This window comes from Pseudodesulfovibrio hydrargyri (genome assembly GCF_001874525.1).
Lineage (GTDB): Bacteria > Desulfobacterota > Desulfovibrionia > Desulfovibrionales > Desulfovibrionaceae > Pseudodesulfovibrio > Pseudodesulfovibrio hydrargyri.
This window is the reverse complement of record NZ_LKAQ01000001.1, coordinates 409516-431827: the sequence shown is the minus strand read 5'-3', so window position 1 is coordinate 431827 and position 22312 is coordinate 409516. Positions and strand designations below refer to the sequence as shown.

Genomic DNA, 22312 nt, shown 5'->3' with positions numbered 1-22312 from the left:
ATTATTAGATGTAATGTTACTTGTTGCGTTGTTCCACGCTGCGGGCGTGGGCTTCGAGCCCTTCCAGCCGGGCCAGCCGGGCGATCTTGTCGCCGTGTTCGGCCACATAGCTGGGGCTGGCGGCGATCACACTGGATTTCTTGCAGAAGTTCTGCACCGACAGGGCGGAGGAAAAACGGACCGTGCGCAGGGTGGGCAGCACGTGATTGGGCCCGGCGAAGTAGTCGCCCACGGGTTCGGGCGAGTTGTGGCCCATGAAGATGGCCCCGGCGTGGCGGATGGAGCCGAGCATGGCCCACGGGTCGCTTACCGCCAGCTCCAGGTGCTCGGGGGCCAGCAGGTTGACCAGCTCCGTCCCGGCGGCCAAGTCGGGCACGGTGACGATTCCGCCCCAGTCGTCCAGGGATTTGCAGGCGATGTCGCAGCGGGGCAGGGCGGCGCACTGGGTGTCCAGCTCCTCGCGGACCCTGGCGGCCAGGTCCGTATCCGGGGTGACCAGAATGGACGCGGCCAGGGGATCGTGTTCGGCCTGGGAGAGCATGTCCGCGGCCAGCCAGGCCGGATTGGCGGAGCCGTCGGCCAGGATGACGATCTCGGACGGACCGGCGACCATGTCGATGCCCACCTGCCCGATGAGCTGGGACTTGGCCGTGGCCACGAAGATGTTGCCCGGACCGGCCAGCACGTCGCACGGCGCGATGGTTTCCGTGCCGTAGGCCAGGGCCGCGATGGCCCAGGCGGACCCGGTCAGGTGGATCTCGTCCAGGCCGAGCAGGGCGGCGGTGGCCAGGATGTACGGGTTGAGCGTGCCGTCCTTGCGCGGGGGCGAGGTCACGGCGATGGATTCGACCCCGGCCACCTGGGCCGGGACGGCGTTCATGATCAGGCTCGAGATGAGCGGGGTCTCGCCCCCCTGGCCGCCGGGCACGTACAGCCCCACGCGGTCCACGGGCCGAACCATCTGGCCGAGGATGGTGCCGTCCGCGGCGGTGACCCACCAGGACTTCTCCTTCTGGTTCAGGTGGAAGTCGCGCACCCGGCGGATGGCCTCCTCGAGTATGGCGACGTCCTGGGCCGGTATCCCGGACAGGGCGGCCTCGATGGCCTGTCCGGGCACGCGCAGGGCGGCCGCGTCGAAGTCCGGGCAGTCGAATTTGCGGGTGTACTCGGCCAGGGCCTCGTCGCCGCGCTCGCGGACGTCGGCCAGGGTGTCCCGCACCACGGCGTCCACCTTGGTGTCCGGGTCCTTGCGCCGCTCCAGCCACCGGCCGATGGCGTCCCAATCGTCACGGCTCGTATATGTCAATGCTCTGCAATTCATGTCGACCTCGAAAAAGGCGGTTGTCTTGTTGTTCGTCCAAGGGAAAATTTTATAGCCGAGCGCCGCTCAAAAGTCGAGGGCACCGAGGAAGGGAAAGCGGGCCCGGGCGCGCCGCGTTCCGGCGGCGGAAAAAAGAAAAGAGGGCCGGGGTTTGCACTCCCCGGCCCTCTGGGCGTCACTTGGCAAGTAAGCTTTTCAGCTTAAGGTTCTAAGCGAGCTTAGAACTTGTAGACGACACCGGTAGCGACCTTCCAAGCGTCGTCCTCAACATCGCTACCCCAGACATCTTCGTCGAAGTCGGAGTTGATGTAGCCGAGCTGGCCGTACAGGGTCAGTTCGTCGTACACGGCGTAAGCGGTGTTGAAGTCAACTTCCCACAGGGAGTCTTCTTCGGTCAGGAGGGCGCCGGCGGAGTAACCGGAAACGTCCATGTCCTCGTCGTTGGTACCCTTGACGTACAAGACGTGGAAGTCGTGGGTCAGGCCCTGGGCGAAGGACTGGATGTCGGTCAGAGACAGACCGAGGACCCAGAAGCCGAGGGGATTGCCGTCTTCGGAATCCATGTCGTCACCGGTGATGGCGCCACCACCGAAGTAGAAGGAGCCAACGGCCCAGTCGCCCTGCAGGACGGGCATGGACTCGAGGCCATCGGAGTTGTCGTCGTCAGAACCGGAGGTGTACACGAAGTACGCGGACGCGGTCATGAAGTCGAAGCCGGTGTAGTCCAAGGCCACGTCGAACATCCAACCGGAAGCCTCGTTGGCATCGGTGTCGCTGTCGAGGTTACCGTAGGCAACGTCGGCGCGGACGATGAAGGGATCCAGGATGGACATGGTGAAGTCGGTGCCGTACCAGTAGGCGGCGGCGTCTTCATCATCAAAGCCAGCGGCGGTAGGAGCGTTGGCGGGATCGGTGACGTCGAAGTGGTTGCCGGCATTGCCGTACAGGAAGTACGGGGTGGCGGCGAAGCCTTCGAAGTTCAGGGGCAGAGCGATCAGGTAGCCGTCCAGGAAGCTGTCGCCCATCAACTCGTCGTCGCTGCCGTCATCATTGTCGTACAGGCGGGTGTAACCGGCCAGGACGGAGACGTTGTCGGTCAGCGGGGCGGTGACCATGACGGCGCCGGCGCGCTCGGCCACGATCATGGAAGCGCCGCCAACGGCCGCGGGCAGGGCCACGGGGTAGATACCGGCCTTGACGTTGATGTCGGTGCCGGGCCAGTTGAAGTCGATGTAGGCGTCACGGATGCCCAGCGTGGCGGCGTCCGTATTGCCGGGTTTGTCCAGACCATATTCGCGACCACCCCAACGGCCGGTGTAGCTGCTGTCGCTCTTCTGGGAACGCAGGCCGAGAACACCTTTCAGGTTCTCGTTGGCGGTCACCGTGAAGTACAGGTCGGCACGCTCGACGATGTTGAAGTTTTTGGAGTGCTGGTTGTCATTGAAGTCCCAGTTGTTCATCCACACCGCGTTCACGAGGAGGTTACCGGAGATGGAAACCTCGGGAGCGGCGGAAGCGGACACAGCCATGCCCAGGACCATGACCAGGGCGGCTGCGAGCAGAGACAAACGTTTCATTTGTTCTTCCTTTTTTTGCAGGTTAAAAAGCCAAGTTAACGCCTTAACTGCATTCCGTTTATCGCAGCCCAAGGCGTTTTGCAAGGGTTTTGGGGCAAAAAAGCGAAGAAAGTAAAAATTTTTTTACCGGCAAAAAAATTGAACTTCGGCCTTTGGTCGTATGTTGTTAAAGTAAATTAATTTAGCATGTTATCGTAAGGATTGTGAAGGATGATTTGTGGCTAAAATTCCCGTATAGTCCTTCCCGGCCTAAATTGTGTTGAAAAAAAACCGCACCGACATGGATACCGAGTACAAATTTTTTGCCGACCGTTTTCCGGACACGCCCGGCGTCTATTTAATGAAGGATGGGCGCGGCCGGATCCTCTATGTGGGCAAGGCCAAGAAGCTGCGCCGCAGGCTGGCCTCCTACTTCCGCAACCCGGCCGGGCAGACCCCCAAGACCCGGGCGCTGGTCGGCCACATCCGCCACGTCGACACCCTGCTCACGGCCACGGAAAAGGAGGCCCTGCTCCTGGAGTCCGGGCTGATCAAGAAGCACCGGCCGCGCTACAACGTGGTCCTCAAGGACGACAAGCAGTACGTCCTCTTCCGCCTGGACCGGCAGAACGATTTCCCGCGCCTGTCCATGACCCGCAAGGTGGTCCGCGACGGGTCGGTCTATTTCGGCCCGTTCACCTCGGCCTCGGCCGCGCGCACGGTCTGGAAGCTGCTTGGCAAGGTCTTTCCCCTGCGCAAATGCAAGGACGCCGCCTTCCGCAATCGGGTGCGTCCCTGCCTGTACCACGACATCGGCCAGTGCTGGGCCCCGTGCGTCAAGGACGTGGACCGCGCGGAGTACGCCGAGATGGTCCACCGGGTGGAGATGCTCCTGTCCGGCCGCAGCCTGGAGCTGGTGGATGACCTGACCCGCAAGATGAAGGCGGCGTCCAGGGACATGGAGTTCGAGCGGGCCGCCGAGTACCGCGACCAGATCCGGGCGGTGAAAAAGACCGTGGAAGGGCAGGCCGCCGTGATCCACGACAACCGCGACCGCGACGTGGTCGGGATCGCGGAGAACGGCCAGGGGCTCGGCCTCGGGCTGCTTTTCGTGCGCCAGGGGCGGCTGCTCGACCAGAAGCAGTTCTTCTGGCCCGGCCTGACCCTGGAGGAGGGCCCGGAGGTGGTCGAGAGCTTCATCGGCCAGTTCTACGGGGTGGGCCGGTTCATCCCGTCCACGCTGGTCGTGCCCATGGACCTTGAGGAATCCCCGCTGCCCGAGATCCTGGCCGAGCGGAGCGGCCGAGGCGTGCATATCGTCGCGCCCCGCAACACCCAGGAGAAGCAGTTGCTCGGCATCGCCCGCAACGTGGCCGCGCGGTCCATGGAGGTCCATGAGACCATCACCTCCCGGCTGCAAAAGGCCCTGCGCCTGCCAGAGGAACCCGTGCGCATCGAGTGCGTGGACGCCTCGCACCTGGGCGGCCGGGACATGCGCGTGGGCCAGGTGGTCTTCGAGGACGGGCGGCGCAACCCAGAGGCCTCGCGGGTGTACGCCTTTCCCGATCTGGACGGGTCGGGCGACGATTACGCGGCCCTGGCCGGATGGGCGCGGCGGCGCATGGAGTCCGGCCCGCCGTGGCCCGACCTGGTGCTCATCGACGGCGGCCGAGGCCAGATCGCGGCCGTGGAAAAGGGGCTGGCCGAGTGCACCGAGGAGTGTGGGTGGGAGCTGGCCTCCATCGCCAAGGGCGAGACCCGGCGCGCGGGCGAGTTGGGCGACGTGATTTTTCGGCCCGGCCGCAAGAACCCCATGCCGCTCAAGCCCGGCAGCCCGGAGCTGCTCTTTTTGCAGAAGATCCGCGACGCGGCCCATCGTTTCGTCCTAGGCAGGCAGCGGCGGGCGCGCAAGAAGGCGGTCCTGAGCAGCGAGCTGACCTCCCTGCCCGGCATCGGCCTCAAGACGGCGCGTATCCTCTGGGACCGCTTCGAGTCCCTGGACGCCATGCTCGAGGCCGGCCCCCAGGCCATCGGCGCGCTGTCCGGCATCGGGCCCAAGCGGGCGGACAAGATCCACGCCGCCCTGCAGGCCCTGAAAACGTCGCGGGAGTCCTGATTTCGCGGGTTGAAACCCGACGGGAATGCCGTATGCTGCAGGAAACGGCCATTGGCCGCGCCCACAACTTCATCCTCATATACCCGGAGACAGCCATGCACGAAATACGCATTCCCGAGACCACCCTGAACGACGGCCGGACCATGCCCGCTCTCGGCCTGGGCACCTACAAACTCAACGGTTCGGCCGGGGTCGAGGCCCTGGTGCGCGGCATCGATGCCGGATATCGCCTGCTGGACTCGGCCTTCAATTACGAGAACGAGGGCGCGTTGGGCCAGGCCGTGCGGCGGGCCGGGGTGGATCGCGAGGAGCTTTTCCTGGTCTCCAAGCTGCCGGGCCGCCACCAGCGCCGCGAGGAGGCCCTGCGCACCGTGGAGGAGTCCCTGTACCGGGCCGGGCTCGACTACTGGGACCTCTATCTGATCCACTGGCCCAACCCGAAACAGGGGCTGTTCGTCGAGGCGTGGCGGGCCCTGCTCGAGGCCAGGGAGCGCGGCTTGATCCGATCGGCGGGCGTATGCAACTTCCTGCCCGTCCACCTGGACGCCCTGGTCCGGGAGACCGGCACGCCCCCGGCGGTCAACCAGGTGGAGCTGCACCCGTATTTCTCGCAGAAGGAGCAGGTCGCCTTCGACCGCAGGCACGGCATCGTCACGCAGGCGTGGAGCCCGCTGGCCAGAACAAACAATGTATTGAAGGAGAAGGCGCTGCGGGAGATCGCCGAGGTCACGGGCAAGACCGTGTCGCAGGTCGTCCTGCGCTGGCACGTCCAGTCCGGCACCGTGCCCCTGCCCAAATCCGCCTCGCCCGAGCGTCAGGCGGAGAACCTGGACGTGTTCAACTTCGAGTTGTGCGACGCGGACATGGCGGCCATCGACGCGCTCACGCGCCCGGACGGCCGCCTCAAGGGGCAGGACCCGGCGGTCTATGAGGAGTTCTAGACCGCTAGATGGTCAAGGGCTCGCCGATGGCGAGTTCGAGCATTTCGGTGTCCGGGGCGACCAGGGCGAGCTGTTCGGCCATGGACCGGGTGTTCTGGTCCAGGATGGGCCACGTTCCCCAGTGCTGGGGGATGAGCTTCTTGCACTTGAGCAGCTTGCAGGCGTACGCGGCCTGCCGCGCGTCCATGGTGAACCGGCCGCCGATGGGCAGGATGGCCACGTCGATGGCGTGGAATTTTCCGATCAGCTCCATGTCCCCGAACAGGCCGGTGTCGCCCGAGTCGTAGACGCACAGGCCGCCCGGCTCGGTGATGACGAAGCCCGCGGGGAAGCCGCTGGCCGAGGAGTGCGTGGCCTGGACCATCTGGATGTCCAGCCCCTTGCGGCTGACCGTGCCGCCGATGTTCATGCCCACGCCCAGGTGTTCGGGCAGCCCCTGTTTGATCAGGTTCTGGATGACGTCGAACATGGCCACCACCTCGGCGTCGTGCTTGACCGCCAGCTCCAGGGTCTGGCCGATGTGGTCGTGGTGGTCGTGGGTCACCAGGATGAGGTTGCACTCGTCCACGTCCTTGTAGGAACCGGGGGCGCTGGGATTGCCCACAAAGAACGGGTCGATGAACAGGGTGGCGTCGGCGGCCTTGATTCTGAAATTCGCGTGGCCGAACCAGGTGATTTCCATGGCGTTTTCTCCTACTTTCCCCATCCCCTGAACGGGACGTGGGGAATGTCCAGTTGGTCGGGGGCCTTGCTGGTCAGCTAGCCGGTCAGGTCCGCAATGGTTGCCGGGCGATGATGCGTTTTGCTTCCATCTGTTCTCCCGTCCGGCTGCTACTGGGCTTATAGACTTTTTTTAGACTTTTTTGCAAGGGGAAACCGACCGGCGCGGTTTCCGCCCGTTCCCTGTTTCATTTTTGTAGTGGATAGTATAGGCTTGACAAAGGAGTAGGGGAAGTATAGCTACTTCCTTCCCGTGGGCTATTAGCTCAGTTGGATAGAGTGCTTGCCTCCGGAGCAAGAGGTCGCAGGTTCGAATCCTGCATAGCCCACCATGAAAAAAGGAAAAGCCCCTGCGTTTACGCAGGGGCTTTTCCTTTTTCATGGTTACGCTCCCTCGTCGTCCGTTTCCGGGAGCCAGGGGATGAATTTGCGGTCCTCGTGCATGATGTGGTTGGTCAGCCAGCGGCTGAGGAAGATGAAGATCTGGGAGAGGTTGGTCTTGACGAGCATGTCGCGCCTGAATTCGTCCACCTTGTCCGCGTAGGAGCGGTGCTGGTCGGCGTGGGCGTCGATTCCGGGGTAGCCCAGGCTGCGCAAGACCGCTTCCTCGGCCTGGAAGTGAACCACGGAATAGTCCCGCATCTTGTCCACGAGCGAGATCATGCGCGGCTCGTCATGGCGTTGGATGGCGTCGAAGGCCTCGTTGATCAGGTCGATGAGTTCCCTGTGCTGGGCGTCCAGCTCGTCCATGCCCACGGACATGGCCTCGTCCCATTGAATGAGGGGCATCGGTATCCTCCAAACACGGTTTCGGTCTCGAGGGAGACTAGCAGATACGCGGTAAATGACAAGACCGGGATTCGGGTCGGGTGTGGAGTGCCGCGATTCCGGCGGGTTGGAAACAGCCGTGTGTCCGGCGGGTGAAATATCGGGCGGGCGCGTTCAGATTATAATACTCAAAAAGCCCCGGCCGTGCTTACAGGCAATACTGAGATCATACCCGGTTCGGAGGACTGTACAATGCGTAAAATGTTAACGATGTCAAACAACTGCCAGGAGTGCGTCTTCCATCACAAGAAGTGCATTCTCGGGCATCAACGCCCCTGGAACGCCGCTGTCTGCGACGACTATCAACCCTATTGCCTGGTCTGCGGCTATCCCGAGGAATTCTGCAACACCTGCCGCAACCTCGCCTCACGCTGGATGAAGCCTTTGGAAGAGGAACTGCATTCGGCCTACCGCCAGCTTTCGCCCGGGCGGTACGCCTGCGTGTGGGAGCCTCCCCAGGCGTCCAACTAGCCCCGGCGGCTCCCGCTCCAAGGTTCCCGCGAAGATCGATTCTCCGCTTAACTTTTCCGCCTTTTCCGTCTAGATTGGCTCGCCACAAGTCAACAAACGGGAACCGCAATGGGATACAGGAATACGCGTGAATGCCTCGAGGCCCTCGAGGCAGGGGGACAGCTCGTCCGCATCGACAAGTGCGTGGACGCCAAGCTCGAGATCGGCGCCATCCAGCGTCGGGTCTTTCGGGCCAAGGGGCCGGCCTTGCTCTTCAGCAATGTCCGGGGCTGCCGCTTCCCCATGGCCGCCAACCTCTACGGCACGCGGGAGCGCATGCGCTTCCTCTTCCGGGACACCCTGGAGACGGTCGAGCGGCTGATGAAACTCAAGCTTGACCCCATGGAATGCCTGCGCCGCCCGTGGCGATACCTGGACGCGCCCAGGACGGCCTGGCACACCCTGCCCAAGAAGGTCTCGGACGGTCCGGTCATGGCCAACGAGACCGTGGTGTCCAGCCTGCCGGAACTCCAGTCCTGGCCCATGGACGGCGGTCCCTACGTGACCCTGCCCCAGGTCTATACCGAGGACCCGGCCGCGCCGGGATTCGCCGGGTCCAACCTGGGCATGTACCGCGTCCAGTTGTCGGGCAACGACTACGTCCGCGACCGGGAGGTGGGGCTGCACTACCAGATCCACCGGGGCATCGGCCACCACCATGCCGAGGCCCTGCGCCGGGGCGAGCCGCTCAAGGTCAACATAGCTGTGGGCGGCGCGCCGTCCATGACCCTGGCCGCCATGATGCCCCTGCCCGAGGGGCTGGCCGAGATATTCTTCGCCGGGGCCCTGGGCGGCCACCGCATCCCCATGGTCATGCGCCCGGGCCTGCTGCCCATCCCGGCCGAGGCGGACTTCTGCATCTGCGGCACCGTGGTCCGGGGCGGGGAAAAGTCCGAGGGGCCGTTCGGCGACCACCTGGGCTACTACAGCCTGGCCCACGATTTTCCGGTGCTCAAGGTGGACAGGGTCTTTCACCGCGACGACGCGGTCTGGCCGTTCACCACCGTGGGCAGGCCGCCCCAGGAGGACACCCTGTTCGGCGGGTTCGTCCACGAGCTGACCGCCGAACTGGTGCCGTCGGTCTTCGCGGGCGTGCACGAGGTCCACGCCGTGGACGCGGCCGGGGTGCACCCGCTGCTTCTGGCCGTGGGCAGCGAGCGCTACGTGCCGTACGCGGCCGAGCGCCAGCCCCAGGAGCTGCTGACCAACGCCATGGCCCTGCTCGGCAACACCCAGACCTCGCTGTCCAAGTACGTGCTCATCGCGGCCCGCGAGGACCTGCCCCACGGGGTGGGCTGCCACGACGTGCCCGCCTTTTTCCGCCACCTGCTGGAGCGGGCGGACCTGACCCGCGACCTGCATTTCATCACCCGGACGACCATCGACACCCTGGATTACTCGGGCATCAGCCTGAACCAGGGCTCCAAGCTCGTCCTGGCCGTGGCCGGGGACCGCAAGCGCGAACTGGCCGCCGAGGTCCCGCCCGGGCTCGACCTGCCGCGCGGCTTCCGCGACCCGGTGGTCTTCGCGCCGGGCATCCTCATCGTCAAGGGCCCCAAACACCGCCGCAAACGCGACCAGCAGGACCCGGCCCTGGAACGGCTGGGCGATATGCTGGCCGGGGTTTCGGGCATCGAGGGCTTCCCCCTGGTCGTGGTGGCCGACGACGCGGGGTTCACGGCCAAGGATTGGGACAATTTCCTGTGGGTGACCTTCACCCGGTCCGACCCAGCCACGGACATCTATGGCGCGGGCGCGTTCACCCACGCCAAGCATTGGGGGGCGGACAAGGCGCTGGTCGTGGACGCCCGGCTGAAGACCTACCACGCGCCGCCCCTTGAGGACGACCCCGAGGTGGAGAAGCGGGTGGACGAATTGGGCGCCAAGGGCGGCCCGCTGCACGGAATCATCTAACGGAGAACCGCATGGACGAAAAAGTCGCACAGGAACTGAAGCTCGCCTTTTCCCTGGACCTCTACGAAACCGTCAAGGCCGCCCGCAGGAACCGGGACGAGCACGTCTTTCGGCACACCATGGCCGAGGAGGGCGGGCAGATGGTCTTTGTGGGCATGTTCCCCAAGAAGGACCTTCTCGAAATGCCGAACATGACCGAGGAGTTCGCGGCTCGGCTGCGGACCTTCAACCTGCTCGGGGTGGTCACGGACGGCAAGTCCGGCCTGGACATGTTCTACCTGGGCGGCATGAACAAGCCGTACACCACCCTGAACAACGGCCGTGAGCTGGCCGGGACCCTGGCCGACGAACCGGTCTTCGCCTTCCTGGAGATGTACTTCAGGATCAAGGGAATGATGTTCGATTTCCGGGTCATGACCTACGACGAGTTCCTCAAGGCCGTGGAGAGCGAGGTCTTCAAGAGCACCTCGTTCTCGCGCATGAGCGAGGCCCAGGAACTCCTGGCGGCCATGGAAAACTGATCCTCATCGTCACGAAAAAAAGCGGCCGCGCCCCATGGGGCGCGGCCGCTTTTTTGTTCGATGTCCCTATTTGCCCTGGAGAGTCTTCTGGACGGCCACTTCAAGCATGTGCTTGTGCAGCCGGGTGGAGATGGCGTCGCTGCGCTCGATGTTCTCGATCAGTTCGCGGAGCTTGTCCACGGACTCGAGGCAGGCGGTGATGATGATTTCCGAAGGGGCGATTTCCTTCTTGCGGATCATCTCGAAAACGTTTTCCAACTTGTGAGCCAGGTCCTCGACGGTGACCAGCTTGAGCAGGTTGGACCCCGCCTTGACCGAGTGGGCGTCGCGGAAGATGGAGTTGATGGTTTCGGGCTCGCAGTCGCCGCCGCAGTTCTCCAAACGCAACAGACCCGACTCGATGGAATCGAGCCGGTCAGTTGTCTCTTCGAGAAATACTTCGAGGACTTCGTCCCCACGCTGGATCAATCCGCACCACCTTCGATGAGTTCAAGCGCCACCTGCGGGATGGTGTGCAGGTCGGGCTTGGATATCTGCATGTCCGCGCCCACCGACTCGCCCTTGTGCCGCAGTTCGTTCGTTATGATGGAAGAGTACAGTATGACCGGAAGCTTTCGCAATACCGGATCCTGTTTAATGTTCTTGGTCAGGCTGAATCCGTCCATGAGCGGCATCTCGATGTCGGAAATGACCAGGTCCAGGTACTCGGTGATGTCCTTGCCCTCGGCCTCGGCCTTGTTCTTGAACTCCATGACCGTGCGCAGGGCCTCGTCGCCGTTGTTGGTGATGATCGGCTTGAGGTTGGCCTCGGTCAGGTTGGCCTTGATCATGGCCCGGATGGTGGCCGAGTCGTCGGCCACCAGAATCTTGTATTCGTTGGCGGACACGGCCATCTCCAAGCCGTCGTCGGGCTCGAACTGGGAGAGAATGGTCTCCAGGTCCAGGAGCTGGACGAAGTAGTCGCCCTTGTCGATGAGGCCGACGATGGCGTCCGTGTTGGTGGAGATGATGCTCGACGGCGGGATGACCTCGCCCCAGCCCACGCGGTGGATCTCGGTCACGCCCGAGACCAGGAAGCCGGTCACGGATTTGCTGAACTCGGTGACGATGACGATGTCCCGCTCGGTCTTGGGCATGTCCAGCTCGAGCCAGACGGACAGGTCCAGCACCGGGAGGATGAGGTCGCGCAGGGGGATGGTCCCCATGAACGAGGGATGAGGCGCCGACTCGGGCGGTTCGAGGTTGGGGGTCTCGATGACCTGCATGACCTTGGCCACGTTGATGCCGAAAAAGTTGGGAACGGGTTCCTTCCCTTCTTCGCGGATCTCGTTGATGTAGAACTCGAGTATTTCGAGTTCGTTGGTTCCCGTCTCCAGGAGGATCCCGGTATCGATGGCGCTCTTGCTCATATCCCTACTCCCTTATCGGATTTTCTTTCCTGGGTGCCCATACCCGTATTACATACGCTGTCACACTTTTTATGTCCACGCCATTAGATTGATAAGTAAGACATTTATAACGCCTCGCCACGATGGTCGCTGCGTTTTCATGGGGTTGACGCGGTGGCTTCGTCCATGCACAAGGGAGACACGTGGAAAAGTTACCCAAAAGGAAGGGAGACGCATGATAGACGGGAATTCGCCGGTTGATCCGGCCAAGATTCGGGAAAAGCTCCTCAAGACCCTGGAAGAATCGGCGACACCCCTGGTTCCATGGTTTTACGGCAACATGCCGGAATACTACTTCCAGACCCACGGCGAGGACGAGCAGATCAAGCACCTGATGGCGCTCATCTCCGGCATGGTCCGCGAGGAGAAACAGTCTATCGCCCTGCACAGTCCGTGCGGGTCCAGGGTGACGCACATCTCCCCGAACGGGGACATGGACACCCTGGGGTGGGTGCTCAAGCAGTACCGCGACAAGGACATCCAGCACGCGCGCATCTATTCCAGCCGCGACGACACCATCCGGCTGGACACCTTCGTCATCGGCCCGCAGCCGCTGTGCGCGGCGGACCACGCGGGCGTGCGCGAGGTCCTGGAAAGGGCCCGCGCCGGGGAGATGGACCTCGATCCCGGCGACCTGAACGGGTTCGAGCGGTTCCTGGGCTGGGCCAGCGAGGACTACATCGAGAAGTTCGAGCCGGGCCGGGCCATCCGCCATTTCAAGACCTGCGGCTGCCTGGAGAACGAGGAGCGGGTCCAGGTGCAGCTCGAAAAGAACGTCCATCCCGGCTTCGACCGCATCGGCATCGCCATGGCCCAGCCGCCCAAGAAGGGGTTGCTGCACACTGTGGTCAACGTCATCGCCCGGCAGGGCGTTCCCGTGGATCGGGCCTATGCCGACGAGTTCGAACGTCCCGGCCTGCCCGCCATCTCCATCATGAGTTTCTACCTCGACCACCGGCGTGTGGACCTGGATGAAAACGGCCCGCAATGGCAACGGCTCAAGCGGCAGCTCGAGATGTGCAAGTGGTTCGCGCCCCACGGCCTGGACGCCCTGGCCTACGAGGACGGCTGGGAGCTGGGCCAGGTCATGCTCATGCAGGCCGCGGGCGAGTTCGCCCATCAGTTCCTGATCCGCAAGGACCTGCACGCCTACACCTCCTCGCGCATCGTCTACGCCATTCTCAGGCACCGGGACGTGGCCGGACTGCTTATGGAATACTTCGATGTGCGCTTCAACCCGGCCTTCTCCGGCGACCGGCCCAAGACCTTGCGCGAGCAGCGTGATCGCGTCCGCGCGGCCATCCGGGACGTGGACAACGCCATCCACCGCGACATCTTGACCTACATATACAAATTTTTCCGCTACACCCTGCGGACCAACTATTACCTGGAACACAAGCTCGGGCTGAGTTTCCGGCTCGACCCGCTCATCCTGGCTCCGCTGCCGCGCAAGGAACGGCCCTTTGGGGTGTATTGTTTCCACGGCCCGTACAGCTGGGCCTTCCAGGTGCGCTACCGCGACATGGCGCGCGGCGGCGTGCGCGTGGTCCGGACCTGGAGCCAGGAGCAGTTCGAGGTGGAGTCCAACCGGCTGCTCGACGAGGTCACCAAGTTGGCCCGGGCCCAGCAGTTCAAGAACAAGGACATCCCCGAGGGCGGATCCAAGGCCGTCATCCTGCTCGGCCCGGAAGGGGACATCGACCTGGCCCTCAAGTCCATGGTCGACTCCTTCCTGGACCTGCTGGTCGTGCCGGAGGGGAGCGCGGGGTTCGTCCAGCCCGGCATCGTGGACTACCTGAACCGCGAGGAGATCATTTTCCTGGGCCCGGACGAGAACATCACCCCGGCGCACATCCAGTGGATGGCGGACCGGGCCGCCCGGCGCGGCTACAAGTGGCCCAGCGCCTTCATGAGTTCCAAACCCGGCGCGGGCATCGCCCACAAGAAGTACGGCGTGACCTCCGAAGGGGTCATTGTCTTTGCCGAGGAACTTTTGCGCACGCTGGGCATCGACCCGCGCAACGAGCCGTTCACGGTCAAGCTGACCGGCGGCCCGGCCGGGGATGTGGCCTCCAACGTTATGCGCATCCTTATTCGCGAGTATGGCGGCAACGCCAAAATACTGGCCATGTCCGACGGCCACGGCGCGGTCCACGACCCGGACGGCATGGACCACGGCGAATTGCTCCGGCTCATGGACAACGACCTGCGGACCTCGGATTTCGACACGTCCCGGCTCAGGGGGAAGGGTGCCTTCGCGGTGACCTCGGCCGACCCCAAGGGGACGCGCATCCGCAACTCCCTGCACAACACGGTGGTCGCCGACATCTTCATTCCGTCCGGCGGCAGGCCGGACACGATAAACATGTCCAACTGGAAGGAATTCCTGCAAAAGGACGGCACGCCTTCGGCCCGGGGGATCGTCGAGGGGGCGAACATCTTCATCTCCGCCGACGCCCGCGTCCAGCTCGAAAAGGCCGGGGTGCCGGTGGTGCCCGGCCCGTCGGCCAACAAGACCGGCGTGATCTGCTCGTCCTATGAAATCCTGGCCGGGTTGATCCTGAGCGAAGAGGAGTTTCTGGGCATCAAGGACGAGTACATCGCCCAGCTCCTGGACATCCTCAGGCTGCGGGCCCGGTCCGAGGCGCGCCTGCTCATGCGCGAGTACAAGCTGGCCGGGGGGCGGCGGACCATCACCGAACTCTCCTATGCCGTGTCCGAGTCCATCAACGCCCTGGCCGACAAGGTGGACGCCGTGCTCATGGAGTCCGTGGACCGGGTGGCCGACGATCCGACGCTGGTCGAGGTCCTGCTGGCCTATTGCCCGGCCGTGCTGGTCGAGCACTACCGCGACCGCATCGTGAACGACCTGCCGCGTCCCCATCAGCTGGCGCTGCTGGCCTCGTTCATCTCGGCCAGGATGCTCTATCAGGAGGGCATGGGGTGGGCCGACCGGCTGGTCTCCCTGCGCGCCGTGCGCGAGGTGGTCTTCGGCTACCTCGAACAGGAGAAGGTCGTGGCCGGGCTTGTGGCCGAGGTGCGCGGCGCGGGCCTGGCCCACGCCGAACTCATCGACCGCATCCTGGATTTTTCGGGCCGCAAGCTTCTGACCCTGGACCGGCTCGGGCTGGGGTGAGCCGGGGGCACGGCGACGCCACACCCGACAGTCCCCGCGCGGGGGCCGGGCTTGACAAACAGGAGGTATGACCGTACCATTATAACAAATGAGTGATTATTCATGTGAGGGAAGAAATGTCGAACATTGCCTGTAGTGATACCGAGCAGCATGTCAAAAACGTTGCCGCCGCCCGGGAAGCCATGCTCTCCGAACGGGAATTCCTGTTCCTGGCCGAATTATTCAAGGCGCTGGGGGATTACACTCGCGTGCGCATCCTGTTCGCCCTGTCCATAGGCGAGCTCTGCGTCTGCGCCCTGGCCGAGGTCCTGGACATGTCCCAGTCGGCCATCTCCCACCAGCTGAGGCTGCTGCGCGCCGCCAAGCTGGTGCGCTACCGCAAGGAGGGCAAGAATGTCTTTTACTCCCTGGACGACGACCACGTGCGCAACCTGGTCTCCCAGGGACTGGATCACATCAAGGAAGAGGCGTAGCCCGCCTCCTCCTTTTTTTTGCCCAGTATTATGAATAGGTATTCATTTGTGACTAAAACGTCTTTGTAGGTTTTTACATGGTTGATATCATCGTCAATGTCCTGGTCGAGTCCTGGCACGTGTTGGTGGAGGCCGCACCGTACGTGCTCTTCGGTTTCTTCGTGGCCGGCCTGCTCAAGGGATTCGTGCCCGATTCGTTCATGGCCCGGCATCTGGGCGGCAAGTCCTTAAGTGCGGTGCTCAAGGCCGCGGTCATCGGCGTGCCGCTGCCCTTGTGCTCCTGCGGCGTACTGCCTGCGGCCCTCGGGTTGCGCAGGCAGGGGGCCAGCAAGGGGGCGACCACTGCCTTCATGATCTCCACCCCCGAGACCGGGGTGGACTCCATGGCCGTGACCTACGCGCTCATCGACCCGATCATGACCGTCATCCGGCCCGTGGCCGCGTCCATCACGGCGGTCTTCGCCGGGGTGCTCATCAACGCCTTCCCTGACGACAAGGCCGAACCCCTGCCCATGGCCGGGTTGTCCCAAAGCTCCGCCGGTTGCACCGGCTGCGGATGCGGCGGCTCCTGCGCCGCTCCTCCGCCCCCCACCTTCAAAGGGCGGTTCGGGGCTGGCATGCGTTACGCCTTCGGCGAGATGATCGAGGACATCGGCCGCTGGCTCCTGGTGGGCGTGCTCATCGCCGGGATCATTTCGGCGGCCATCCCTGCGGACGCCCTGGACCGCTGGGTGGGCACCGGCCTGTTCTCCTACGTGGCCATGCTGGTGGTGGCCCTGCCGCTGTACGTCTGCGCCACGGCTTCCACGCCCATAGCGGCCTCGCTCCTGCTCAAGGGGCTCTCGCCCGGCGCGGCCCTGGTCTTCCTTCTGGCCGGACCGGCCACCAACGGCGCGACCATCACAGTCATGCTCAAGACCCTGGGCAAGCGGGCCGCAGGGCTCTACGTGGCCTCCATCATGGTCTGCTCCCTGGCCCTGGCCTGGGCCACGGATCACCTCTATTCGGCGCTCGGCCTGGACGTCCGCGCGACCATCTCGGACGTGGGCGAGCTGCTGCCCCACTGGGTGGGCGTGGCCGCCGCCGTGCTGACGCTCATTCTGGTGGCCAAGAGTTTCCTGGGCGGATTTTTCTCCGGCGAATCCCACTCCCATTCCCACGGGGGCTGAGGTCGGAACCGACCGTTTCCCTCTTTCCGGACGCGGCGGCAAGGGGCTGTCGCGTCTTTCTTTTCTCGGCGCATCATGCTAAAAGCCCGCCAGCAAATCCAAGGGGAATCGGAATGAAGAAAATCCTGCTCGCCCTGGCCGTGATCCTTGCCCTGGGCACCACGGCCCGCGCGGAAAACACCAAGATCCGCTTCGGTATCCTGCCGGTCATCGACACCCTGCCGCTGCAGGTGGCCGAAAGGGAAGGGTTGTTCGCCGAGCAAGGACTGGACGTGATCCTGGTCCGGTTCATGTCCGCGCTGGAGCGCGACACGGCCATGCAGACCGGCCAGATCGACGGTTATTTCGGCGACCTGGTGGCCACTTATCTGCTCCTGGATCGGGGCGTGCCCATGCACATCGCCCTGACCTCCTGGCGGACCACGCCGGGCTACCCCATGTTCGGCATCGCGCTTGCGCCCGCCAACCGGGACCAAAACCTGGCCGACATGCAGGGGCACACCCTGGCCCTGTCCAAGTCCACGGTCATGGAGTTCCTGGCCGACAAGCTGGAGGGCCATCTCGGGGTGAAGCCAAATTATTTCGAGCAGCTTGAGGTCAAGAAAATGCCCATCCGGCTGCAGATGCTCCTGACCGACCAGGTGGACTCGGCGCTGCTTCCCGAACCGCTGCTCTCCCTGGCCCGGCTCAAGGGCGGCAACGTCCTGGCCACGGCCGAGGATCTGAACCTGCCGTTGACCGTGCTCTGTCTGCACAAACGCTATTTCGAAGGCAACGGCGCGGCCTATGCCAAGTTCCTGGCCGCCTACACCGAGGCGGTCCAACGGCTGGCCGAGAACCCGGAAAAGTACCGCCCGCTCATGGCCGAGACCTGCCGCATCCCCAAGCCGCTCGTCTCCCGGTTTCCGATCTACCCCTTCCCCGCGCCCGCGCTGCCCGCCGTCGCGGAACTGAACGAGGTCCAGGACTGGATGATCGCCAAGGGATTGCTCAAGGAACGAGTGCCCGACGCTTCGGCCCTGCCGCCCGCGCGTGACTAGCCCATGCTGACCGCCGAGAACCTGGGCAAGTCCTATGACGGCAAAACCGTCATCCAGGACGTTTCCTTCACCCTGGAGCAGGGGGAGACCCTGGCCGTGGTCGGCCCGTCGGGCTGCGGCAAGACGACCCTGCTCTACCTGCTGAGCGGCCTGGCCGCGCCCGACAGCGGGCGGGCCCTGCTCGACGGCGGTCCGATCTCGGGCCCCACCTCGGACATCTCCATCATTCTCCAGGACTACGGGCTGCTGCCCTGGCGCACGATCATCGACAACGTGGCCCTCGGCCTCAAGATCCAGGGCGTGGGCCGCAGGGAACGGCTTGAGCGGGCGCGCGCCCAACTGGCCGATGTCGGCATCACCGGGCGCGACAACGAGTATCCGGCCAATCTTTCGGGCGGGGAGCAGCAGCGGGTGGCCATCGCCCGCGCCTTCGTCACCCGGCCCCGGCTGACCCTGCTGGACGAACCCTTTTCCTCTTTGGACGCCCTGACCCGCGAGCGGCTGCAACTGGCCCTGCTCACGGCCTGGCAGGCGCGCCAAGTGCCGTACGTACTGGTCACGCACTCCCTCGAGGAGGCGGTCATGCTCGGCCAGCGGATCATGGTCATGTCCGCGCGTCCGGCCCGGCCCGTGGCCGTGTTCGACAACCCCGGCTTCGGCGACGCGCGCATCCGCGACACCGAGGCGTGCTTCGCCCTGCTCAAGGAGTTGCGCCATACCGTGGAGGCCCAGTGGTGAGGCCGGTCAACGCCATCTTGCGCTACGGCCTGGTCGTCCTGGTGGTGGGCGTGCTCTGGAAGCTGACCGCCGCGGCACTGGGCGGAGTCATCCTGCCCGATCCCGAGGACGCCCTGGCGGCGTTGCTCAGGGCCATGTCCACGCGCATCTTCTGGGAGCACTTCGGGGTCAGCCTGTACCGCTCGGTGACCGCCATGGGGCTGGCCTGGATCACGGCCTTTCCGCTGGGCCTGGTCATGGGCAGCGTCAGGCGGGTGGACGACATTCTGGCTCCGTTCGTCTTCCTGACCTATCCGGTGCCCAAGATCGTGCTCCTGCCCGTGTTCCTGCTCTTGCTCGGGTTGGGCGACACCTCCAAGATCGCCATGATCGCGCTGATCCTCGGCTACCAGATCCTGGTCACCACCCGCGACGGGGTGCGCTCCATCCATCCCAAGTATTTCGATTCGGTCCGCTCCCTGGGCGGTTCGAACATGGACGTCCTGCGCGAGGTCCTGCTCCCGGCGGCCCTGCCGCACGGGTTCACGGCCCTGCGCCTGGGCACCGGCGTGTCCGTGGCCGTTCTTTTTTTCGTTGAATCCTTTGCCACCACCAGGGGCCTGGGCTATATGATCATGGACGCCTGGGGAGCCATGGACTACCTGACCATGTTCTCCGGCATCCTCGGCATGTCCATCATGGGCGCGGCCCTGTACGAGGTGGCCAATATCCTGGAACGCAAGGCATGCAAGTGGATGTTTTTGCGCGCCAAGGATTAATTTCGGAGGAAATCGTTCTGCCCGTCACCAAGCTTGAATTCGACGACGGCCACATGGCCAGCCAGCTTTTCGGCCCCCACGGCCAGCATCTGAAACTTCTGGGCGAGCGCATCGGCGTGCGCATAGAGAGCCGGGGCAACACCCTGGTCATCCACTCTCAGGATGGGGAGGAGGACAAGGGCGACCTGGCCGCCCAGGTCCTGACCCAGCTCTACGCCATGATCCGGCGCGGCAAGTCCGTGTATCCGCAGGACGTGGACTTTGCCTGCCGCATCCTCGAGCGCCAGCCCTCGGCCGACGTGTGCGAGGTCTTCAAGGGCGACGTCTACGCCACCTCGGGCAAGCGGACCGTGTCACCCAAGTCGCTGAACCAACGGGAATATCTCGACGCCATCCGCGAGTCGGACATGACCTTCGGCATCGGCCCGGCGGGCACGGGCAAGACCTACCTGGCCGTGGCCATGGCCGTGGGCGCGCTGACCCGCCGCGAGGTCAAGCGCATCGTCCTGACCCGCCCGGCCGTGGAGGCGGGCGAGAAGCTCGGTTTCCTGCCCGGCGACCTGGCCGAGAAGATCAACCCGTACCTGCGCCCGCTCTACGACGCCCTGCACGACATGCTCGATTTCGCCAAGGTCCAGGACTACCAGGAGTCCGGGGTCATCGAGGTGGCCCCGCTGGCCTTCATGCGCGGGCGCACCCTGAACGACGCCTTCATCATCCTGGACGAGGCCCAGAACACCACGCCCGAGCAGATGAAGATGTTCCTGACCCGGCTCGGCTTCGGCTCAAAGGCCGTGGTCACCGGCGACGTCACCCAGATCGACCTGCCGGTCCACGCCAAGTCCGGCCTGCTCCAGGCCCGGCACATCCTCGACGGGGTCAAGGGCGTGAAATTCATCACCTTCGACGAGAAAGACGTGATCCGCCACCCGCTGGTCGGGCGCATAGTCCGGGCCTACGACGCCCACGAGGGCAACGGGCAATGAGCGTGAGCGGCCCGGTGGAGATCATCCGGGAGACCCGGCTCGACCCGAGGTTTCCCCTGTCCCGGTCCGAGCTCGGGAGGCTGGCCGCTATCCTGCTCGAGGCACTGGGCCTTGAGGGCCGCACCTTCGAGCTCAAGCTGGTGGACGACCGTGAGATCGCCCGGCTCAACAGCGAATTTCTGGGCTGCACCGGCCCGACCAACATCCTCAGCTTTCCGGCCCGCGACGCCGACGAAGCGGATTACGCCGAAGACGCCGACGGCCCGGGCGGGGAGGTCGGCGAGCCCGGCGACCAGGCCTTTCTCGGCGAGCTGGCCCTGTCCGTGGACGCCCTGGCGCGGGAGACCGACCTGTACGGCCAGGCCCCTCTGGAGCACCTGGCCCGGTTGCTGGCCCACGGCCTGCTGCACCTGGCCGGATTCGACCACGGCGAGATCATGTTCGACATGACCGACGCGGCCGTGGACCGGGTTCTGGACGAATACGCGGAGGCGGCGGGGTAGGCATGCGCGGCATCAAGGGCAAGCAGCTGTACAAGTTGTTGTTTTACGGCGTTATTTTCGCGGTGGCGGCCATGGGTGCGCTGGTCTACACGGGCGTGCGCGAGATCCGCAGAGACGCGGCCGTGGTGGCCGTGGAGAGTTCGGCGCGCGGGCTGTCCGGCGCGGTGACCGTGCTTCTCAACGCGGTGCGCAACTCCAACCAGGAGATGGGCCAGGGGCTGCTCAAGAGCCTTGAACCCGCCGCTTTGCGCAAGGAGTTCGGCGCGGTGCTCAAGGAGCACCAGAACCTCGAGGCGATCCTGGTCAGCGACGGGCAGGGGATGCGCTACATGCTCACCCGGCGCTTCGGCGGCATGGTCGAAGCCGTGCCCGACGAGATGCACACGGTCCTGAAATGGGAGCTGCTCAAGGACGGCAAGCCCAGCGACCAGCCGTTCACCGGCTGGGCCCTGGACCTGGGCGAGGTTGACCGTTCTTTGTCTAATGAATTCAGCCACTTGGAACCGGGTCAGGTCAATTGGCGCAGCGCGGGCCGGTTCCACCACGTCAAGGTGGCCTGGATCACGGCCTCCTCCCTGGTGGATTCCGATTCGGGCCAGCGGCTGATGCTCTCCTTCGCCTTCCCGGCCGAGGTTATCCTGTCCCAGCTCAGCGAGGCCGAGCACGGCGGGGCGGAGCGGATTTTCCTCTATTGGGGCGATGGCCGGGCCATGCCCGTCGGCGGGCTCGGCGAGGACGTGGGCCCGGACCTGGCCGGACAGGCCCTGACCCCGGACAAGCTGCCCGACCCGGTGGTGCGCAAGGCCGTGTCCGGACTGGCCGCCCTGGAGGCCGGGACCCCGGACAAGCCGTTCTCCTTCGTCTCGGGCGGCGAGACATGGTGGACCTGGGCCATGCCCCTGTCCATCTTCGGCGACACCCTGTCCCTGGGCGTGGCCGTGCCGCGCAAGAACGTCCTGTCCGCCCTGACCAGCGACTCCTTCCTGCAGGCCGGGGCCGTGGTCCTCATCCTCATGGCCTTCGGCGTGCTCTTTGTCCTGCACCGCAACCGGGGCCGCATCGAATCCCTGGGCCTGCGCCGCGAGGCCGCGATCACCGCGGGCGACGTCATCGACTTGGTCCGGGCGGGGGAGGGGGGCAGGCTGGAGTTCAAGCAGACCCTGCGCTTCAATCTCAAGTCCGGCAAGAACGGCAAGGAGATCGAGCACGCCTGTCTCAAGACCGTGTCCGCCTTCCTCAACACCGAGGGCGGAACCCTGCTCATCGGCGTGGCCGACGACGGCACCGTGACCGGCTTCGACGAGGACCATTTCGAGAGCGACGACAAGGCCTTGCTGCACTTCAACAACCTGGTGGACCGGCACATCGGCACCGAGTTCTCGCGCTACATCGACAGCCGGGTCATCGAGGTGGGCGAAAAGCGGGTCCTGCGCGTGCATTGCGTCCCGGCCCCGGCCCCGGCCATCCTGGACGCGGCCAAGGGCGAGGAGTTCTACGTGCGCAGCGGACCGGCCAGCCGCTGCCTGACGCTCAAGCAGTTCCACGACTGGCTGCGCAAGCACCAGTAGCCGCGCGGCCTCGGCCCGCCTTGGGTTCCCGGCTTCCGGCGGCCAAATTCCTTTACATTCATATTA

General features: G+C 64.6%; 20 protein-coding genes and 1 tRNA gene. 15 read left to right on the top strand and 6 right to left on the bottom strand.

Features of this window, described 5'->3' with window-relative positions; translation table 11 throughout:
• Nucleotides 1-16 precede the first annotated feature (16 nt).
• Both hisD and BerOc1_RS02125 read right to left on the bottom strand, forming a co-directional pair.
• Nucleotides 17-1321 (bottom strand): histidinol dehydrogenase, encoded by a 1305-nt coding sequence (gene hisD / locus BerOc1_RS02130; protein WP_071544071.1) that lies wholly within the window; start codon nucleotides 1319-1321, stop codon nucleotides 17-19.
• Nucleotides 1322-1539: 218 nt separating this feature from the next.
• The gene (locus BerOc1_RS02125; protein ID WP_071544070.1) at nucleotides 1540-2898 is read right to left on the bottom strand and encodes an outer membrane homotrimeric porin; all 1359 of its coding nucleotides are present in this window, start codon (nucleotides 2896-2898) and stop codon (nucleotides 1540-1542) included.
• A 280-nt stretch (nucleotides 2899-3178) separates the two neighbouring features.
• Between BerOc1_RS02125 and uvrC the strand changes: the two genes are divergently transcribed.
• The gene (gene uvrC / locus BerOc1_RS02120) at nucleotides 3179-4993 is read left to right on the top strand and encodes an excinuclease ABC subunit UvrC (RefSeq protein WP_071544494.1); all 1815 of its coding nucleotides are present in this window, start codon (nucleotides 3179-3181) and stop codon (nucleotides 4991-4993) included.
• Nucleotides 4994-5025: 32 nt separating this feature from the next.
• A complete protein-coding gene (locus BerOc1_RS02115) occupies nucleotides 5026-5934 on the top strand; it encodes an aldo/keto reductase (RefSeq protein WP_242652825.1) in 909 nt (302 codons plus the stop codon).
• 4 nt (nucleotides 5935-5938) lie between these two features.
• Here the strand turns inward: BerOc1_RS02115 and BerOc1_RS02110 are convergent, their stop codons facing one another.
• Nucleotides 5939-6616, bottom strand: a complete 678-nt coding sequence (locus BerOc1_RS02110; RefSeq protein WP_071544069.1) for a metal-dependent hydrolase — start codon at nucleotides 6614-6616, stop codon at nucleotides 5939-5941.
• Between the two features lie 293 nt (nucleotides 6617-6909).
• Between BerOc1_RS02110 and BerOc1_RS02105 the strand changes: the two genes are divergently transcribed.
• A tRNA-Arg gene (locus BerOc1_RS02105) sits at nucleotides 6910-6986 on the top strand.
• 52 nt (nucleotides 6987-7038) lie between these two features.
• Here BerOc1_RS02105 and BerOc1_RS02100 read toward each other — a convergent pair.
• Complete coding sequence (locus BerOc1_RS02100; RefSeq protein ID WP_071544068.1) at nucleotides 7039-7443, bottom strand: bacteriohemerythrin; 405 nt, start codon at nucleotides 7441-7443, stop codon at nucleotides 7039-7041.
• A 231-nt stretch (nucleotides 7444-7674) separates the two neighbouring features.
• On the opposite strand from BerOc1_RS02100, the gene BerOc1_RS02095 reads away from it, so the two are divergent.
• The 3 genes from BerOc1_RS02095 (at nucleotide 7675) to BerOc1_RS02085 (ending at nucleotide 10427) form a co-directional block, all read left to right on the top strand.
• Nucleotides 7675-7953, top strand: coding sequence for a hypothetical protein (locus BerOc1_RS02095; RefSeq protein ID WP_071544067.1), 279 nt, complete (start codon nucleotides 7675-7677; stop codon nucleotides 7951-7953).
• 108 nt (nucleotides 7954-8061) lie between these two features.
• Nucleotides 8062-9906, top strand: coding sequence for a UbiD family decarboxylase (locus tag BerOc1_RS02090; RefSeq protein WP_071544066.1), 1845 nt, complete (start codon nucleotides 8062-8064; stop codon nucleotides 9904-9906).
• 11 nt (nucleotides 9907-9917) lie between these two features.
• Nucleotides 9918-10427: a hypothetical protein gene (locus BerOc1_RS02085; protein WP_071544065.1), complete on the top strand. Its 510-nt coding sequence runs from the start codon at nucleotides 9918-9920 to the stop codon at nucleotides 10425-10427.
• Nucleotides 10428-10493: 66 nt separating this feature from the next.
• On the opposite strand, the gene BerOc1_RS02080 is transcribed toward BerOc1_RS02085, so the two are convergent.
• Both BerOc1_RS02080 and BerOc1_RS02075 read right to left on the bottom strand, forming a co-directional pair.
• A complete protein-coding gene (locus BerOc1_RS02080) occupies nucleotides 10494-10895 on the bottom strand; it encodes an Hpt domain-containing protein (RefSeq protein WP_341349788.1) in 402 nt (133 codons plus the stop codon).
• Nucleotides 10892-11836: a chemotaxis protein gene (locus tag BerOc1_RS02075; RefSeq protein WP_071544064.1), complete on the bottom strand. Its 945-nt coding sequence runs from the start codon at nucleotides 11834-11836 to the stop codon at nucleotides 10892-10894. The genes BerOc1_RS02080 and BerOc1_RS02075 overlap by 4 nt, the downstream gene beginning before the upstream one ends.
• A gap of 214 nt (nucleotides 11837-12050) precedes the next feature.
• On the opposite strand from BerOc1_RS02075, the gene BerOc1_RS02070 reads away from it, so the two are divergent.
• The 9 genes from BerOc1_RS02070 (at nucleotide 12051) to BerOc1_RS02030 (ending at nucleotide 22246) form a co-directional block, all read left to right on the top strand.
• Nucleotides 12051-15011: an NAD-glutamate dehydrogenase domain-containing protein gene (locus BerOc1_RS02070; RefSeq protein ID WP_071544063.1), complete on the top strand. Its 2961-nt coding sequence runs from the start codon at nucleotides 12051-12053 to the stop codon at nucleotides 15009-15011.
• Between the two features lie 116 nt (nucleotides 15012-15127).
• Nucleotides 15128-15484 (top strand): ArsR/SmtB family transcription factor, encoded by a 357-nt coding sequence (locus tag BerOc1_RS02065; protein ID WP_071544062.1) that lies wholly within the window; start codon nucleotides 15128-15130, stop codon nucleotides 15482-15484.
• Between the two features lie 77 nt (nucleotides 15485-15561).
• Entirely contained in the window at nucleotides 15562-16653 is a 1092-nt protein-coding gene (locus BerOc1_RS02060; protein ID WP_071544061.1) for an SO_0444 family Cu/Zn efflux transporter, read from the top strand.
• A 113-nt stretch (nucleotides 16654-16766) separates the two neighbouring features.
• Complete coding sequence (locus BerOc1_RS02055; RefSeq protein ID WP_071544060.1) at nucleotides 16767-17693, top strand: ABC transporter substrate-binding protein; 927 nt, start codon at nucleotides 16767-16769, stop codon at nucleotides 17691-17693.
• Nucleotides 17694-17696: 3 nt separating this feature from the next.
• Entirely contained in the window at nucleotides 17697-18431 is a 735-nt protein-coding gene (locus BerOc1_RS02050) for an ABC transporter ATP-binding protein (protein WP_071544059.1), read from the top strand.
• Nucleotides 18425-19189, top strand: coding sequence for an ABC transporter permease (locus BerOc1_RS02045; protein ID WP_071544058.1), 765 nt, complete (start codon nucleotides 18425-18427; stop codon nucleotides 19187-19189). The genes BerOc1_RS02050 and BerOc1_RS02045 overlap by 7 nt, the downstream gene beginning before the upstream one ends.
• Nucleotides 19156-20175 (top strand): PhoH family protein, encoded by a 1020-nt coding sequence (locus tag BerOc1_RS02040; RefSeq protein WP_207503283.1) that lies wholly within the window; start codon nucleotides 19156-19158, stop codon nucleotides 20173-20175. Before BerOc1_RS02045 ends, BerOc1_RS02040 begins: the two co-directional genes overlap by 34 nt.
• Entirely contained in the window at nucleotides 20172-20678 is a 507-nt protein-coding gene (ybeY, locus tag BerOc1_RS02035) for an rRNA maturation RNase YbeY (RefSeq protein ID WP_071544057.1), read from the top strand. Before BerOc1_RS02040 ends, ybeY begins: the two co-directional genes overlap by 4 nt.
• 2 nt (nucleotides 20679-20680) lie before the next feature.
• A complete protein-coding gene (locus tag BerOc1_RS02030; protein WP_071544056.1) occupies nucleotides 20681-22246 on the top strand; it encodes an AlbA family DNA-binding domain-containing protein in 1566 nt (521 codons plus the stop codon).
• The last annotated feature ends 66 nt before the right edge of the window (nucleotides 22247-22312 follow it).

Coding starts and splice junctions, on each gene's coding strand:
- hisD (WP_071544071.1), bottom strand. CDS start 1,321: ATGAATTGCAGAGCATTGACATATACGAGCCGTGACGATTGGGACGCC.
- BerOc1_RS02100 (WP_071544068.1), bottom strand. CDS start 7,443: ATGCCCCTCATTCAATGGGACGAGGCCATGTCCGTGGGCATGGACGAG.
- BerOc1_RS02070 (WP_071544063.1), top strand. CDS start 12,051: ATGATAGACGGGAATTCGCCGGTTGATCCGGCCAAGATTCGGGAAAAG.
- BerOc1_RS02125 (WP_071544070.1), bottom strand. CDS start 2,898: ATGAAACGTTTGTCTCTGCTCGCAGCCGCCCTGGTCATGGTCCTGGGC.
- BerOc1_RS02030 (WP_071544056.1), top strand. CDS start 20,681: ATGCGCGGCATCAAGGGCAAGCAGCTGTACAAGTTGTTGTTTTACGGC.
- BerOc1_RS02110 (WP_071544069.1), bottom strand. CDS start 6,616: ATGGAAATCACCTGGTTCGGCCACGCGAATTTCAGAATCAAGGCCGCC.
- BerOc1_RS02085 (WP_071544065.1), top strand. CDS start 9,918: ATGGACGAAAAAGTCGCACAGGAACTGAAGCTCGCCTTTTCCCTGGAC.
- BerOc1_RS02050 (WP_071544059.1), top strand. CDS start 17,697: ATGCTGACCGCCGAGAACCTGGGCAAGTCCTATGACGGCAAAACCGTC.
- BerOc1_RS02075 (WP_071544064.1), bottom strand. CDS start 11,836: ATGAGCAAGAGCGCCATCGATACCGGGATCCTCCTGGAGACGGGAACC.
- BerOc1_RS02090 (WP_071544066.1), top strand. CDS start 8,062: ATGGGATACAGGAATACGCGTGAATGCCTCGAGGCCCTCGAGGCAGGG.
- BerOc1_RS02095 (WP_071544067.1), top strand. CDS start 7,675: ATGCGTAAAATGTTAACGATGTCAAACAACTGCCAGGAGTGCGTCTTC.
- BerOc1_RS02060 (WP_071544061.1), top strand. CDS start 15,562: ATGGTTGATATCATCGTCAATGTCCTGGTCGAGTCCTGGCACGTGTTG.
- BerOc1_RS02065 (WP_071544062.1), top strand. CDS start 15,128: ATGTCGAACATTGCCTGTAGTGATACCGAGCAGCATGTCAAAAACGTT.
- ybeY (WP_071544057.1), top strand. CDS start 20,172: ATGAGCGTGAGCGGCCCGGTGGAGATCATCCGGGAGACCCGGCTCGAC.
- BerOc1_RS02115 (WP_242652825.1), top strand. CDS start 5,026: ATGCTGCAGGAAACGGCCATTGGCCGCGCCCACAACTTCATCCTCATA.
- BerOc1_RS02055 (WP_071544060.1), top strand. CDS start 16,767: ATGAAGAAAATCCTGCTCGCCCTGGCCGTGATCCTTGCCCTGGGCACC.
- BerOc1_RS02040 (WP_207503283.1), top strand. CDS start 19,156: ATGCAAGTGGATGTTTTTGCGCGCCAAGGATTAATTTCGGAGGAAATC.
- uvrC (WP_071544494.1), top strand. CDS start 3,179: ATGGATACCGAGTACAAATTTTTTGCCGACCGTTTTCCGGACACGCCC.